General features: G+C 54.1%; 14 protein-coding genes. 4 read left to right on the forward strand and 10 right to left on the reverse strand.

Annotated elements, in window-relative coordinates; all coding sequences use genetic code 11:
• Positions 1–9: 9 nt before the first annotated feature.
• The gene (gene rnhA / locus IEY11_RS05960; protein WP_110435770.1) at positions 10–447 is read right to left on the reverse strand and encodes a ribonuclease HI; all 438 of its coding nucleotides are present in this window, start codon (positions 445–447) and stop codon (positions 10–12) included.
• A 252-nt stretch (positions 448–699) separates the two neighbouring features.
• Positions 700–2,100, reverse strand: a complete 1,401-nt coding sequence (locus tag IEY11_RS05965) for a sodium-dependent transporter (RefSeq protein ID WP_188886071.1) — start codon at positions 2,098–2,100, stop codon at positions 700–702.
• A 270-nt stretch (positions 2,101–2,370) separates the two neighbouring features.
• Between IEY11_RS05965 and proC the strand changes: the two genes are divergently transcribed.
• The 4 genes from proC to IEY11_RS05985 all read left to right on the forward strand — a co-directional run bounded on the left by proC (position 2,371) and on the right by IEY11_RS05985 (position 5,403).
• Positions 2,371–3,177, forward strand: coding sequence for a pyrroline-5-carboxylate reductase (gene proC / locus IEY11_RS05970; RefSeq protein ID WP_188886072.1), 807 nt, complete (start codon positions 2,371–2,373; stop codon positions 3,175–3,177).
• A 139-nt stretch (positions 3,178–3,316) separates the two neighbouring features.
• Complete coding sequence (locus IEY11_RS05975) at positions 3,317–3,634, forward strand: hypothetical protein (protein ID WP_117750626.1); 318 nt, start codon at positions 3,317–3,319, stop codon at positions 3,632–3,634.
• Positions 3,635–3,715: 81 nt separating this feature from the next.
• The gene (locus IEY11_RS05980) at positions 3,716–4,585 is read left to right on the forward strand and encodes a radical SAM protein (RefSeq protein WP_407926646.1); all 870 of its coding nucleotides are present in this window, start codon (positions 3,716–3,718) and stop codon (positions 4,583–4,585) included.
• Positions 4,586–4,803: 218 nt separating this feature from the next.
• Positions 4,804–5,403: a zinc dependent phospholipase C family protein gene (locus IEY11_RS05985; RefSeq protein ID WP_118360546.1), complete on the forward strand. Its 600-nt coding sequence runs from the start codon at positions 4,804–4,806 to the stop codon at positions 5,401–5,403.
• A gap of 91 nt (positions 5,404–5,494) precedes the next feature.
• Here IEY11_RS05985 and gyrA read toward each other — a convergent pair whose 3' ends face one another.
• The 8 genes from gyrA to dnaA form a co-directional block, all read right to left on the reverse strand.
• Positions 5,495–8,077 (reverse strand): DNA gyrase subunit A, encoded by a 2,583-nt coding sequence (gene gyrA / locus IEY11_RS05990; RefSeq protein ID WP_188886073.1) that lies wholly within the window; start codon positions 8,075–8,077, stop codon positions 5,495–5,497.
• Positions 8,078–8,135: 58 nt separating this feature from the next.
• Entirely contained in the window at positions 8,136–9,158 is a 1,023-nt protein-coding gene (locus IEY11_RS05995; RefSeq protein WP_117491174.1) for a threonine aldolase family protein, read from the reverse strand.
• A gap of 11 nt (positions 9,159–9,169) precedes the next feature.
• Positions 9,170–11,110 (reverse strand): DNA topoisomerase (ATP-hydrolyzing) subunit B, encoded by a 1,941-nt coding sequence (gene gyrB, locus IEY11_RS06000; RefSeq protein ID WP_188886074.1) that lies wholly within the window; start codon positions 11,108–11,110, stop codon positions 9,170–9,172.
• A 154-nt stretch (positions 11,111–11,264) separates the two neighbouring features.
• Positions 11,265–11,525: an extracellular matrix regulator RemB gene (gene remB, locus IEY11_RS06005; RefSeq protein WP_110435761.1), complete on the reverse strand. Its 261-nt coding sequence runs from the start codon at positions 11,523–11,525 to the stop codon at positions 11,265–11,267.
• A gap of 269 nt (positions 11,526–11,794) precedes the next feature.
• Positions 11,795–12,907, reverse strand: coding sequence for a DNA replication/repair protein RecF (gene recF / locus IEY11_RS06010; RefSeq protein WP_118729260.1), 1,113 nt, complete (start codon positions 12,905–12,907; stop codon positions 11,795–11,797).
• Positions 12,908–12,983: 76 nt separating this feature from the next.
• The gene (yaaA, locus tag IEY11_RS06015; RefSeq protein WP_110435759.1) at positions 12,984–13,190 is read right to left on the reverse strand and encodes a S4 domain-containing protein YaaA; all 207 of its coding nucleotides are present in this window, start codon (positions 13,188–13,190) and stop codon (positions 12,984–12,986) included.
• A complete protein-coding gene (gene dnaN, locus IEY11_RS06020) occupies positions 13,183–14,292 on the reverse strand; it encodes a DNA polymerase III subunit beta (RefSeq protein ID WP_188886075.1) in 1,110 nt (369 codons plus the stop codon). The genes yaaA and dnaN overlap by 8 nt, the downstream gene beginning before the upstream one ends.
• Positions 14,293–14,718: 426 nt before the next feature.
• Entirely contained in the window at positions 14,719–15,996 is a 1,278-nt protein-coding gene (gene dnaA, locus IEY11_RS06025; RefSeq protein ID WP_243022633.1) for a chromosomal replication initiator protein DnaA, read from the reverse strand.
• Positions 15,997–16,029 lie beyond the last annotated feature (33 nt).

Raw genomic sequence — 16,029 nt, forward strand, 5'->3', positions numbered from 1 at the left:
GTGTTGCTTTTACTTATACTTCTGATACTCACCGACGGCAAGCTCGTCACAGCGGTTGTTATATGGATTATCCGCGTGACCCTTGACCCAATGGAACCGCACCTCGTGTTTATCCAGCAAATCGAGCAGACGACCCCAGAGTTCCGGATTTTTTGCGGGTTTCTTATCGCTTTTAACCCAGCCGCGCGCACGCCAGCCCTTGGCCCAGCCCTTGGTAATGCCGTCAACAACATATTTGCTGTCCGAATACAGATCGACCGAGCACGGCTCCTTGAGTGTCTCGAGGGCGGTAATTACACCGAGCAGCTCCATACGGTTGTTCGTGGTGGACGGCTCGGAGCCGGAAAGCTCCTTTTCTGCCTTGCCGTACTGCAGGATTGCACCCCAGCCGCCGGGACCCGGATTGCCCGAGCACGCGCCATCTGTGTAAATGGTTACAGTTTTCATTGGTTTTCTCCTGTGAGAGTGTTAGGCAATACCGCATAATTGAACAAGAGCGATTTGCGATCAAATTTTGCGTACTGATGAGGCGTGAATTTGCAGCAATACTTGCCGTATTGCAAGAAATCTCGGCAGCGCGGACGGAACTCGCGCAAGGAACCGAGGCCAAAATCAGGGCGCAAAATTTCCGCAAAGCGCCGCAGCAGCGCGACCGGAGCCTACGCAAGGAGCCGCGGCTTTAATTGTGCGGTGTTGCCTTTAGATAGTGAAAAGGTGGAATACCTTGGTTGCCAACTCGGAGGCTAGGATCGCTGCCAACATCACCGGAGCCACCCAGCGCACCATAACGCGGTGCAGCTTTTCGCGGTGGAACGAACCGGCACCTTCCTTTACCTCGTCTGCGATGACCTTGGTGCCGACTACATGACCAATCAGGATGCAGGTGAGCAGCGCCACGATCGGCATGAGCACGGAATTGGAGATAAAGTCAAAGAAATCGAGGAACTGCATACCGATAATGGTGATCGTTGCCCACGGACCATAGCCGAGACAGGACAGCATGCCAATGATCAGGCAGCTTGCCGTAATAGCGATGGTAGCCGTCTTGCGCTTCATGTGTGCCTTGTCCATCAGCACGGAAACCAGTGTTTCCATCAGCGAAATGGAGGAGGTCAGCGCCGCAAACAGCACGAGCAGGAAGAATACTGCGCCGATAATGGTGCCAAACTTCATGGAGTCGAATACCATCGGCAGAGTGATGAACATCAAACCCGGACCGCTGTTTACCTGAGACGGATCGCCGCCGTTAAACGCGATAACCGCCGGAATGATCATCAGACCGGCCACAAACGCGAACAGCGTGTCGAAAATCTCAATCTGGGTGACAGAGTGCTCAAGCAAATTTTCCTTCTGCATATAGGAGCCGTAGGTGATCATAATACCCATTGCCAGCGACATCGAGTAGAACATCTGTCCCATCGCGCCAAGCACGGTAGATACCGAAAACTGCGAGAAATCGGGCAGAATATAATATTTCAGGCCCTGCAGTGCACCCGGAATGGTCAGCGAGTAGATTGCGATAACGACCGCCAGAATGGCGAGAATCGGCATCATGATACGGCTTGCCTTCTCGATGCCCTTCTCAACACCGAAGATAACGACAATGGTGGTCGCCAGCACGAACAGGATGAACCACGGGGTCGGTCCGTTGAAGCTGAAAATCGTCGAGGACAGCGAACCCGCATCGTAGCCAATGAAATTGCTGAAAAATCCGCCGTTGTCGGCCGCCTCAAGTGCGTTGCCGCTGATAAAGGTGAACAGGTATTTCATAACCCATCCGCCGATAACACAGTAATACGGCGTGATGATGAACGGCACGAACGCCGCCAGCCAGCCGAGGAATCCGAACCGCTTATCAAGCGCCTTGTACGCACCGATACAGGACAGACGGGTCTTTCGTCCGATGGCAATCTCGGTAATCATCAGCGAAAAGCCGAACGTCAGCGCGAGAATGAGATACACCAGCAGGAAAATACCGCCGCCGTACCGTGCCGCCAGATAGGGGAATCGCCAAAGGTTGCCCAGACCTACCGCCGAGCCTGCCGCCGCCAGCACGAAACCAATTCGGCTGGAGAAGCTGCTTCTCTTTTTTTGTTCCATGTTTTGTGTTTTACTCCCTTACATACAATATCTTTTAGCCTGTCCGAAATGACAGCCATAATGAAATAAAAGTATTTTTATTGTACCATATCCGAAAGTTTTTCACAAGCTGTTTGCAGGAAAAGTCCATTGTGCTATAATATCTTTTATCAGATATGATTGTTTTATCTGCCATAATTTGAAAGAAACGGCAGCATTCCTTTCGCAGAACGGGCTGCTTTCTATCATTTAAGCATATATGAAAATAAACCATAAATGAGGTGTATTGACATGAAAAAATACAAATTCGGTGTTCTCGGTGCCGGCAACATGGGTACCGCCATCGCGGAAGGCGCAGTGCGCGCAGGCCGTTTTGCGCCTGAGCAGGTGCTGATGTTCAACCGCAGCGAGGAAAAACGCGCCGCTCATGCAGCCAAGGGCTACGCCGTCACGGGTGACTATACCGAGGTCTACACAGAAAGCGAGATCGTGCTGCTGGCCGTCAAGCCGCAGAATTTCGACGAAATCCTGCCGAATCTGGCGAAATATGAAGGGGAGAAGCCGCTTGTCGTATCCATTGCCGCAGGCGTGACCTTCGCCAAGCTGGAGGGTGCACTCGGCGCGGACACCGCGATGATCCGCGTAATGCCGAACACGCCGCTTATGCTCGGCGAGGGCGCAACCCAGCTGGTTAAGAATGCGGCCGCAACCGACAAGCATCTGTCCGAACTCTGCGAACTGTTCAACACCATGGGCGTTACCGTCACGTTTGAGCAGGAGAACATGCTCAACGAGGTCATTCCGTATGCCGGTTCGGCTCCGGCGTACCTGTATGCCTACGCGGACGCGTTCGTGCAGAGTGCGAAGCAGCATGGTATCAACGAGGACGACGCGCTGACGCTCATCTGTCAGACCATGATCGGCTCGGCCAAAATGCTGCTGCGCCGCGATAAGACGCCGGCAGAGCTGATCCGCGCGGTGTGCTCGCCCGGCGGCACCACCATTGAGGGCATGAAGGTGCTTGAGGACCGCGATCTGTACGGAATCGTGTCAGAAGCCTGCGATAAATGCATTAAGCGCGCCTATGAGCTCGGCTAAATGTGCCGTTAGCATTGACTTTGCTCCGTCCGTATGGTAAAGTATAGGCAAAGCACTTAATCGGCATTTACGCTGTATTTTGTTTAATTGATTTTTATTATGACAATAGTTCCGCATCATTTGAGAGGGAGTGGATACCGTGAAAAATTCTACCAAGGTGAAAGCAGGTCTGCTGCTGACCAGCCTTGCCTGTGCAGCCGGTGCTACCGCAGCGCTTGTCATGCTTCAGAAAAAGCGTGAAGAGGAAGTTTACCACGAGGCTGAACTGAAGGCCATGGATGAGTTGGAGGAAATGATGCGTGCCGAGTCCGACTGTGCCTCCTGCGCATGCGCAGAGGAGTGTGCGGATACTTCGGTATATCAGGACGCATTTGACGATGCGCCCAAGGCAGCTGAACCGGCGGCTGAGGAGCCGCAGGCTGAGGCCGAGGAAGAGCCGGAAGCCGAAGAGGACTAACCCAATGTTACCAGCAAACGGACGGAATACTCCGTCCGTTTTGTTTATCCAAATAGCTAAAATAAGGAGTTTTTACCCATGATTGAATACGAAGGCAGAGTTTTTCGTCCGCCCTCTGAGGCATACAGCCTAATTGTGCAGGTCACCATCGGCTGCAGCCACAACAAGTGCACCTTCTGCGATATGTACAAGGAAAAGCGTTTCCGCGTACGCAAGCTGGAGGAGGTCAAGGCAGATTTTGACGAGGCACGCCGCATGTACCGCCGTGTCGGCCGTATTTTTCTGGCAGACGGTGATGCGCTGATGTGCCGTCCCGAGCACATGGCAGAAATCCTGCGCTACATCAAGAAGGTATTTCCGGAGTGTGAGCGCGTTACCAGCTATGGCTCTCCAGCGTCCATTCTGTGCAAAAAGCAGGAAGATTTGAACATGCTGCACGATTTAGGTCTGGAGATGATCTATCTGGGTCTGGAATCCGGCTCGGATGAGGTACTGCGCCGCATCAACAAGGGCGAAACCGCCGATGAGATCGTTCGTGCGGGTTTGATGGTCAAGGAAGCCGGCATGAAGCTGTCCGTTACCTGCATTGCGGGTCTCGGCTCGCTGGAGCTGAGCGAGGAGCACGCCATCAAGACCGCAGGAGCACTCTCCCGCATGAAGCCAGAGTACATCGGCCTGCTGACCCTGCTGTTTGAGCTGCCGACACCGCTCATGCGCGACTGGCAGGAGGGCCGTTTCTACCTGATGAACCCGATTGAAATCGCGCACGAAACCCTCATCCTGCTCGAGCATATCGACTCCGAGGGCAGTGTTTTCCGTGCAAATCACGCGTCTAACTACGTTAATCTGGCGGGCACGCTCAATCAGGACAGGGAAGCCATGTGTGCACGTCTGCGCAAGGCACTTGAGGGCAAAATCAAATTCAAGAGCGAGCAATACCGGGCAAGATAACCAATTTAATGCAACTTAAATTGTGATAATCCGCAAAATTGTTAACATTCTGTGTTGTTTGCGTTACAATTTTCAAAAAAGCGAGACAATGTGCAAAAAGTGTGCTATACTAGCTTTAATCGTGAAAAGCGGAGAGGATGCTTTTCGGGTGTTAAGAAATTGTTAATTTAATATTTACTGTTAGCATTAACATATGTTCCGTCTTGGAGGACTGATAAATGGATTCCGTATCCCACATTCGCGTTGCAAATCTGCTGATGGATTACGTTGAGCAGACCTGCGGCGTGACCTTTGATCAGAGCGGCTTTATTTACGGCAATCTGAAACCGGATCTGACCGGTACTTACCTCACCAAACGCCATAACCCGTCCATTATGATGGATGAGGTGATGGAAAAAATCCGCACTTTTACGCACAAGTATACCATCGGGCGTACCAACGGACGCGAGCTGTCGGTCGATCTCGGCGAAATCTGCCACTACATGACCGACTTTTTCACCTACCCGCACAACGACGATATCTACGAGCACAATCTGCTCGCACATTATGTTTATGAAAAGCGCGTTGCACTGGTAATTCGCCGCCGTATGACCGAAGATAAGTTTGAGAAATGGGCAAGTCCCATCATTCCGCCCACGACCGTGGACACACTCGTGAACCGCATTTCCACGATGCACGAGGCTTACCGCACTTCGACTAAGCCGCATGGCATCAACGACGATCTGCAGCATATCTGCATCGCTACCGCTACCGTGGTGCTGTCTATCATCAGCATCGTTTACGAGCAGGTCGAGGATACTGCAGTCGCTACCGCGTAAAACTGTATAAGTCAAAAAACCGCCTTTACAGGCGGTTTTTCTGTTTTTCAGGTACAAAAAGACGAGTTCAAACGGACTCGTCTTTTGCTGTTTATTCTTCAGCTGCTTCGGTGGACTCTGCGTTTTCAGCGGATTCAGAGGTTTCTTCCTCGGCTTCTGCCGGGTCTTCCTCCTCCTTGTCCGTGCGGGCAATCGAGATAACCTTCACGTCCTCACCGGTGCGCATTACGATAACGCCCTGCGAGCCGCGGCCGCATTCGCGGATCTCCTCAACGCCGGTACGGATGATAACGCCGTCATCGGTGATGATCATAACGTCGTTTTCGCTGTCTACAACCGCGATGCCTGCCACCAGACCGGTCTTTTCGGTCAGGTTATGCAGCATCATGCCGCCGCCGCCGCGATGATGCACGGTGAACTCCTCGACCGGGGTGCGCTTGCCGTAGCCGTTCTCGGTAATGGAGAGCACATATGCGTCCTTGCGGGCACGCGCCGCGCCGATAACGTAATCGCCCTCAGCCAGCTTGATGCCGCGCACGCCGGTAGCCACACGGCCCATTGCACGAACCTCGTTCTCGTCAAAGCAGATGGCCTTGCCCTCGTGGGTGGCAATTAGGATGTTCTGCTCGCCGTCGGTCAGGCGAACGTCAACCAGTGCGTCATCCTCGTTGAGGTTGAGCGCACGCAGACCCGCGCGGCGGATGTTCTGCAGGTCGCTCAGCACGATACGCTTTGCAATACCCTGACGGGTGACGAAGAACAGGAACTTATCATCTGCAAACTCCTGAATCGGGAACATTGCGGTGATTTTTTCACCGCTTTCCAGCTCCAGCAGGTTTACAATGTTCATACCCTTTGCCGAGCGTCCGGTCTCCGGAATCTGGTAGCCCTTCAGCTTGTAAACCTTGCCGCGATCCGAGAAGAACAGGATGGTGTCATGCGTGGACGCGGTGAAGATATCCTTTGCGAAGTCCTCCTCACGGGTGCTCATTGCGGAAACACCGCGGCCGCCGCGGCGCTGTGCGCGGTAAACCGAGGTCGGCTGGCGCTTGATATAGCCGAAGTGGGTGAGGGTATAGGCGCAGTCCTGCTGCTCTATGAGATCCTCAATGTCAATCTCATCTGCTACATTTTCGATGCGGGTATGTCGCTCATCGCCGTACTTCTGCTTGATTTCCTGCAGCTCCTGCTTGACAACAGCAAGAATATTCGCATCGCACGACAGAATTTCCTCAAAGCCCGCAATGCGGCTCTCGAGATCCTTATACTCGTCGTTGATCTTCTCCTGCTCCAGACCGGACAGGCGGCCCAGACGCATATCTACGATGGCCTGCGCCTGCGGCTCGTCGAGGTGGAACTCGAAGTGCTCCGAGCCGTCCACGATGCCGAGCAACGCAATCTGATCAATCCAGAACGGCTCTGCCATCAGGTTTTCCTTGGCTTCAGCTTCGTTTCTGGAAGCGCGGATGATGGCAATAATACGGTCGATATTGTCGGTTGCGACCTTGAGACCTTCCAGAATGTGTGCACGGTCGCGCGCCTTCTTGAGATCAAAACGCGTGCGGCGCTCGACAACGTCCTTCTGGAAACCGATATACTGATCGAGAATCTGGCGCAGCGTCAGCACACGCGGCTGCAGCTTGCCGCCCGCACCCGGCACGAGCGCGATGTGAATCATCGAAATGGTATCCTCAAGCTGAGAGTAGGTGAACAGCTGATTGAGGATGACCTGCGCGTTCGCGTCACGGCGGATATCGACCACAATCTGCATGCCTTCACGCGAGGAATGGTCCTGGATATTCGTGATACCCTCCACGCGCTTATCCTTGACGAGATTTGCCATGGACTCGACCAGACGCGCCTTGTTGACCATGTACGGAATCTCGGTGATGATAATCTGGCTCTTGCCGTTCGGCAGGTCAACAATCTCGGTCTTAGCGCGGACCTTGATCTTGCCGCGGCCGGTCGCGTAGGCAGCACGGATGCCGCTGCGGCCCATGATCACGCCGCCGGTCGGGAAGTCCGGGCCCTTGATGAACTGGCAGATCTCGTCCATCTCCGCCTCGGGATGGTCGATGACATAGCAGGTGCCGTCGATGACCTCCGCGAGGTTATGCGGCGGGATGTTGGTCGCCATGCCGACCGCGATACCGGACGAGCCGTTTACCAGCAGGTTGGGGAAGCGGGAGGGCAGTACGACCGGCTCCTGGCGCTCCTCATCGAAGTTCGGCTGGAAATCGACCGTGTTTTTCTTGATATCCGCCAGCATGTAGTTCGCCAGCTTGGCCATGCGGGCCTCGGTATAACGGTATGCTGCCGGAGGGTCGCCGTCCACGGAACCGAAGTTGCCGTGACCGTCAATCAGCGGATAGTGCAGCGAGAATGGCTGCGCCATACGCACCATCGCGTCGTAAACCGATGCGTCGCCGTGCGGATGATACCGGCCGAGCACATTACCGACGGTCGTTGCCGACTTGCGGTAGGGCTTGTCCGAGGTCAGGCCGTCCTCGTACATCGCGTACAGGATGCGGCGGTGTACCGGCTTTAAGCCGTCGCGCACATCAGGCAGCGCACGGCCGACAATAACACTCATTGCATAGTCGATGTAGCTTTTCTTCATCTCGCGTTCGAGATCGACCTGCATGATTTTCTGCTGTTCGTATTCTTGACTCATATTTTAATTTTGCCTCCAAAAGTGTTGGCTTTCAGCCGAAAACGACTGTTTTTATCGCTTAGAGGATACTGAGCAGCTCGTCTACCTGCTCCTCGGTCGTGGCCCAGCTGGTCGCCAGACGGATGACCGTATGCTCCGCGTCATATTTCTCTATAAAGCTGTAAACTACCTTGCTTTGCAGCTCGGGCAGTCTGCTGTTTTCTACAATGATGAACTGCTGGTTTGTCGGGGATTCCAGTGCAAAACGGTATCCCTTTGCTTTGAGACCGTCCCGCAGCTTGATGGCGAGTTTGACCGCCGGTGCGCAGATTTTCTCGTACAGACCGTCGGTAAACAGGGCGTCGAACTGCAGCGCGTTCAGACGGCCCTTGGCGATCATTGCGCCGCGGCGCTTGACCATCGTGACGAACTGTTTCGGCATATTGCCGTGCGTGAACACAACCGCCTCGCCGCAGAGCGCGCCGCACTTGGTGCCGCCGATGTAGAACACATCAGTCAGCTTGGCAATGTCCTGCAGCGTCACATCGGTGTCCGCCGTAAGGCCGTAGCCGAGGCGTGCGCCGTCCAGAAACAGCGGCATGGAAAACTCTCTGCACACGGCAGAAATGCGCTCCAGCTCGTTTCTCGTGTAAAGCGTGCCGTATTCGGACGGATGTGAAATGTAAACCATGCCCGGAAATACCATGTGGTCGTGGCTTGCGTCCGCATAAAAGGTCTGAACATATTCACGGAGATCGTCCGCATCCAGCTTGCCGTTCTTATGCGGAACGGTCAGCACCTTGTGTCCGGTGGACTCGATGGCGCCGGCTTCATGCGTGTTCACATGACCGCAGGAGGACGCTACAACGCCCTCATACGGACGGAGCAGCGTATCAATGACGACCATGTTGGTCTGTGTGCCGCCGGTCAGGAAATACACCTGAGCGTCCGGACAGTCCGCCGCTGCTTTAATCTTTTCTGCCGCCGAAGCGGTAAATTTATCGTTGCCGTAGCCGGAAACCGGCTCCATATTCGTCTGTGCCAGATGTTCTAAAACCTTGGGGTGTGCGCCATAACCGTAATCATTTTCAAAAAACAGCATAGTTTTCTCCCTTATACGTCCAAATTCATTACATATTTTGCATTTCGCTCGATAAATTCGCGTCTGGGTTCTACCTTTTCGCCCATCAGGAGCGCAAAGGTTTCATCGGCGGCTGCCGCGTCCTCCATCGTAACCTGCAGCAGTGTACGATGCTCCGGGTCCATGGTGGTCTCCCACAGCTGCTGCGGATCCATCTCGCCGAGGCCCTTGTAGCGCTGTACGCGCACGCTGTCGCCCATTTCAGCGATGCAGTCGCGCTGCTGCTCCTCGGTGTAGGTGTAGCGGACATCCTTGCCCTTTTCGTTCTTGAACAGCGGCGGCTGTGCGATGAACACATGGCCGTGCTCGATCAGCGGACGCATGAAGCGGAAGAAGAATGTCAGCAGCAGGGTGCGGATATGGCTGCCGTCCACATCGGCATCGGCCATCAGGATGATCTTGCCGTAACGCAGCTTTGCGAGGTCAAAATCATCACCGAAGCCCGCGCCGAATGCGGTGATCATCGGAGTGAGCTTGTCGTTGCCGTAAACGCGGTCGAGACGTGCCTTTTCAACGTTCAGCATCTTGCCCCACAGCGGCAGGATCGCCTGATGGCGGCGGTCACGGCCTTCCTTGGCGGAGCCGCCTGCGGAATCACCCTCGACGATGTAGATTTCGGTGTAGGTCGGGTCCTTTTCGATGCAGTCCGCCAGCTTGCCCGGCAGAGAAGCGGAATCCAGTGCGGATTTGCGGCGAGTCATCTCACGCGCCTTTTTTGCGGCCTCGCGGGCACGCGCGGCGGTCTGCGCCTTTTCGATAATGGTGCGGGCCACCTGCGGGTTCTCTTCAAAGAAGGTCATCAGCTTCTCGGAAACCATCGCGTCCACCAGCGCACGCATTTCGCTGTTGCCCAGCTTGGTCTTGGTCTGGCCCTCGAACTGCGCTTCCTGCAGCTTGACCGAGATGATCGCAGTCAGACCCTCGCGCGCGTCCTCGCCCTTGAAGGACTCATCGTCCTTGAGCAGCTTGTATTTCTTGCCGTAATCGTTGAGTACACGGGTAAGAGCAGCCTTAAAGCCGGTCTCGTGCGTGCCGCCCTCGGTGGTGTTGATATTGTTTGCGAAGGACAGCATCAGCTCGCTGTAGCTGTCGGTGTACTGCATGGCAACCTCGGCCATCGAGGTATCGCGGCTGCCCTCCATGTAGATCACCTGATCGTGCAGCGGCGTCTTCGTGCGGTTGAGGTGCTCCACGAACTGACGGATACCGCCCTCATAATGCATGACCTCCTCGACCGGCTCATCGTCACGCTCATCGCGCAGCGTGATTTTCAGACCTGCGTTGAGGAACGCCTGCTCGCGCAGACGCTTTTCGAGCACATCGTACTCGTAGATGGTCGTCTCAAAGATCTCCGGGTCCGCATGGAAACGAATGGTCGTGCCGGTTTCGCTCTCGCACGGCGTATCACGCATCTTGACGGTTGTTACACCGCGCTCAAAGCGCATGTAGTGCTTGGTATGGCCATCGCGTACCTCGGCCTCCAGCCAGTCGGACAGCGCGTTTACAACGGACGAGCCAACGCCGTGCAGACCGCCGGATACCTTGTAGCCGGAGCCGTCGAACTTGCCGCCTGCGTGCAGGACGGTGAGTACAACCTCGAGCGTTGGGATGCCCATCTGCGGGTGAATACCGCAGGGAATACCACGGCCGTTATCGGCAACGCGGATGATATCGCCCTTTTCAATCGTAACTTCGATGTGCGTGCAGTAGCCTGCCAGCGCCTCGTCGATCGAGTTATCGACGATTTCGTACACCAGATGGTGCAGACCGCGTGCCGAGGTAGAGCCGATGTACATACCCGGGCGTTTGCGGACAGCCTCTAAGCCTTCGAGTACCTGAATCTGATTTTCATCATAGGTCTCGGTAACCTTCAGGTCGAGCACTTCGTCCTTGATTTCGATTTCTTCACTCATATCGTTAAATTTCCTTTCCAGAAATTGCGGGAACAAAATAATTGAGAATTGAAAATGGAAAATGCCGCTATCCTTGCGCGGTTATGCTTTTATTAAATCACAGCGCACCGCGCCGAACCTTCATTCTCCATTACCCATTCTCAATTTTCAATTATCAAACGGCGTAGCCCTTTTCCGCACGTCTTTGAATAGCCTGCGGAGAAAGCTGCGTCAGGTACAGGGTCTCACCGAGGGCGTTTTCGCACAGCACAGCCGCGCGCGGCAGATCGTCGTACAGCTCGATGATCCGTCCCTCGTCCTGCAGGCGTTCAAGCAGCAGGCGCGTGCGCTTGGATGCGGTCGCCGTGTCCATATCGAACACCGCAACTACGCTCTGCAAGGGCACGATGTAGTCCTGACCTAAATGTAAATACATTCTATTCCTCCGGAATAATTAGAAATTAGTAATGCGTAATTAAAGTCCTGTGGATTTTCTATCCGTTTCAACAATCGCGCGGTGCGCGACACCCCAATTTCTAATTACTAACTGGATTTAATTATACCACTTTTTTCACTAATTGTGTACCCTAAACCTAAGGAAAAACAAATATTTCTCTGTTTTTTTGAAAGAAAACAAGGGCACGGCAGGGAATTTCGAGGTGGTATCTGTTCCCGCCGTGCAATAGTTTGTAAAAATATGTGATTTTAGTGTGTTTCTGCGGATTTTTTGCCGTTTTGGATATGGAAAACCGCGCCTGCACGCAGCTTTTCCGAGATACCGTCCTCGCAGCAGGTGATCATGACCTGACCCGCCGATATGCGGTTGAGCACAAAGTCCTGACGACGGCGGTCAAGCTCGCTGAGCACATCGTCGAGCAGCAGCACCGGATACTCGCCGTCCTCGTCGAAGAACAGCTCACGCTCGGCGAGTTTAAGCGATAATGTGCAGGTCCGCACCTGTCCCTGAGAGCCGAAGGAAGCGGCACTGCGGCCATCCAGCAACAGCTCCAAATCGTCCTTATGCGGACCGGAGAGACAGCTTTTTGCTGCAATCTCAGCGGTCTTATGGCTGAACGCATGGTCGATGAGTTGCTTTTCGATTGTCCGTGCGTCTGCAAACGGGTCGCTGACACTCGACACGGTCTTATACACACCGGAGAGCACCTCGTGCGGCGCAATATCCGCATAGACGGCGGCCGCAGCCTTGAGCAGCTTACGGCAGTAGTACGCGCGGTAGCGGATAATCTGCGCGCCGATATGCGCCATGCGAAGCGAGAAATCCTCCCACATGGAGAGCAGGGAAGGCTTTTCTTCACTGTCGCGCAGAATGCGCGTTTTATGCTCGTGCAGACGGTTGTACTCCTCGAGATAGCGCGCATAGTTTGGCCGCATCTGGCACAGCGCAGTATCGAGAAACCGACGCCGAGCCGCCGCTCCGGCGCGGACAAGCATCAGGTCCTCCGGGCAGAACAGTACGGTTTTGAGCAGTCCCTGTGTGTCTGACTGGCGTTTCTGTCGCACACCGTTTTTATAGATTTCCATCGCTTTGGTGCGGGAAAACCGCAGTTCAAGCGAAATATCGCGCTCCTGCGCGACAAAATCCGCAAAGATGAAAGCATGATTCTCTCCGAACCGCAGCCCCTCTTTTTTCTGAGCCGTGCGAAACAGCCGCATGGTCGAGCAGGCCGCTGCCGCTTCGAGCAGGTTGGTTTTGCCCTGTCCGTTTTCGCCGCAGATCAGGTTGACCGCCGGATCGAACGCAAACGATTCGTCCGCGTAGTTGCGGAAATTCTGCAGTTTTAACGACTTGATGTACATGGGCTTCTCCATATTAGGCGATTTGTATGATAACGGACACGCAAAATCGCGTTCGTTATCATACATAGTGTTTATTTTATTTGATGCAGACCTTCGCGCCGTCCAGCTCTACCGTGTCACCGGAACGCAGTTTTTTGCCGCGCATGGTGCAGATTTCGCCGTTTACCAGCACTTCGCCCTCGGCAATGCGGATCTTCGCTTCGCCGCCGGAGCTTACCAGGTTTGCAAATTTGAGCAGTGCATCAAGTTTGATGAATTCGGTTTCAATTTTAATTTCAGTCATTGGCTTTCAGTCTCACAGGCAGTACAAGATAGGTGTATTTATCGCCTTCCATCGGCGAAATGATCATCGGGTTGAGCGCTCCCTTGAGCTGCAGCTTCACCTGCTCATCGCCGGCCGCGCGCAGCGCCTCCAGAATGTAACGGTTGTTGAAGCCGATCTCAAGGTTCTCGATCGAGCCGTCAAACGGGCATTCGTCATAACTCTTGCCGATCGCGGTCACGCACGACATCTGCACATACGAGCCGTCAAAGTGGAAGCGGATCGGGTTTTTCAGCTTTTCCGACACGATCAGGGAGACACGCTCGATGCACTGGATCAGCTCCTGGCGATCCGCCGAAACCTCGTGCTCGAACTCCTTCGGAATGGCCGCACGGTAGTTGAGAAACTCGCCGTCGATCAGACGGGTGATGAGGGTCGTGCCGCCGATGCGGAACAAAATGTTCTTGGAATCCGGGAAAATCTCGACAATATCGTCATCATCGTCCAGAATTCGTTCGATCTCGCGCAGGGACGTGCCCGGCACAACAAACTTCATATCACCGGGAACGCCCTCGACGGTCTCACGGCGTACAGACAGGCGGTAGCCGTCAACGGCCACGACGTTCAGGCGGCTGCCTTCGATTTCAAACAAGCAGCCGGTGTGGATGGGCTTGGATTCGTTATCCGAAACCGAGAAAATGGTCTGCGCGATCATGCTCTTGAGGATGGGCTGCGGCAGAGAGAGTCCCTTGTCGCTGGCCACATCAGCCAGAGCCGGATATTCGTCAGCCTCGCTGGCCATCAGGTTGAACACCGACCGGCCGCACTTGATGGTGGTCATCAGCTTGTCGTCGGTCTCAAGGTAGACCACGTCCTGCGGCAGCTTGCGAACGATGTCACAGAACAGACGGGAATTCAGTACGATTCTGCCGGGCTCTACCACATCGACCTGCGCGGTCGTGCGGATGCCCATGGACAGATCGTAGCCGGTGATGGTCAGAGTGTCTGCATCGGCTGCCAGCAGCAGACCTTCGAGCAGCGGCATCGAGCTTTTGCCGGTTACTGCGCGGGAGGCGATGTTGAGCAAATTCAGCAGGGTTTCTTTTTCACAGGAAAACTTCATAGTTGCTCCTCTCAAAAATGGAAATAAAACAAAGAGTCGATTTATGCAATGTTTGCATATTTATAAATATGCATCGGCGAATACTGTGCGATGGCACACACCTCTTAATGACTGTGTCCTCGACACGCGAACAGCTTTCAGCAGGTATTGCCGGCGGCGAGAAAGATCACACAGAATAGAAAGATAGGATATAGTATTCGTAGTAGTACCTGGGGAAATTGGGGAAAACCCGAAAATCCTCAGGTATGGCGCGGGAAATGTCGTACACAGGAGGTTGTGGATGAAAAATAAACGATACACAGTGAAAATAACCCCACTGTTTATCCACAGAGTTATCCATGTGGAATCCACAGGTTGATTGGGGATAATTAGGCTGTGCATTTTTAGGCTGTGGAAAAGCCGTTTTGCACGAATGCACGGTAAAGATCAGCCGTCGCCGCGGATATTATTATGCAGCTTTTTGATGACGTCCTCGGTCTCACGGGAGTTCTTGCGCTCCTCCTCGATCTTGTTGCAGGCGTGCATGACGGTGGTATGGTCGCGCTTGAATATCTTTGCAATATCGGGGAAGGAGTATTCAAGCTCCTGCCGGATCATGTACATTGCCATCTGCCGCGGGTAGGCCACATCCTTGGAGCGGTTCTGCGAGATCATCTGCTCGACCGGGATATAGAAGTAGTTCGCTACCGCTTCCATAATGCGCTCCGGTGTCGGATTGAGACCCGGATTCTCGGTGCGCAGCGCGTCAATCGCGTTTTCCGCGAGCGAAACCGTGATGCGTTCGCCCATCAGCTCGTGCATGGCCTTGATCTTTTTGACTGCGCCTTCGAGCTGGCGGATATTTGCCTGAATATTCTCTGCAATGTAGTTGGATACGTCATCGGGCAGTTCAACGCCCATTTTGACCGCTTTATCACGGATAATAGCGATTCTGGTCTCAAAATCAGGCGGCTGAATATCAGCCAGCAGACCCCATTCAAAACGGGTCTTCATGCGGTCCTCGAGTGTGTTGATTTCCTTCGGCGGACGGTCAGAAGTGAGCACGATCTGCTTTTTTGCCTCATAAAGCGCGTTAAAGGTATGGAAAAATTCCTCCTGCGTGCGCTCCTTGCCGGCGATGAACTGCACGTCATCCAGCAGCAGCAGGTCAACCATGCGGTACTTGTTGCGGAATGCCTGTACGTTGCCTTCCTGGATGGCGGTGATCAGCTCGTTGGTGAAATCCTCACCCTTTACATATATAATGCGGTATTCTGGATGGGTGCGGCGCAGCACGTTTGCGATCGCGTACATCAGATGCGTTTTACCCAGACCCGAGTTGCCGTAGATAAAAAGCGGGTTGTTCTCTGCCGCCGGGCGCTGCGAAACCGCAAGTGCAGCCGCATGCGCGAATTTGTTGCTCGAACCAACGATAAAACGCTCAAATGTGTAGTCGTCATACGGAGAAGTGCTCGTGCTCGGCGCGGTGTATTCGCCGGTCACCACAACGACCGTGATCGGGTCGCCGGTCAGGTTGTGCAGCACATCCTGTAAAGGAGCGATAAATTTGGACTCGATAAATTCTTTCTTAAAGGGCACCGGAGAGTGCAGCACCAGCCGATTATCCCCAAAGGAAACGACCGTTACGTCGTCAAACCAAGCGGAAATGGTGGAAGGAGGGAAGTCCAGCTGCTCGAGCGCCATCTCCAATATATTGTTTGCCATAGGGCGCCTCCTGTCGATAATGATTCTATTTTA

Origin of the sequence: Butyricicoccus faecihominis (assembly GCF_014648015.1) — a bacterium.
GTDB classification, from domain to species: domain Bacteria; phylum Bacillota; class Clostridia; order Oscillospirales; family Butyricicoccaceae; genus Agathobaculum; species Agathobaculum butyriciproducens.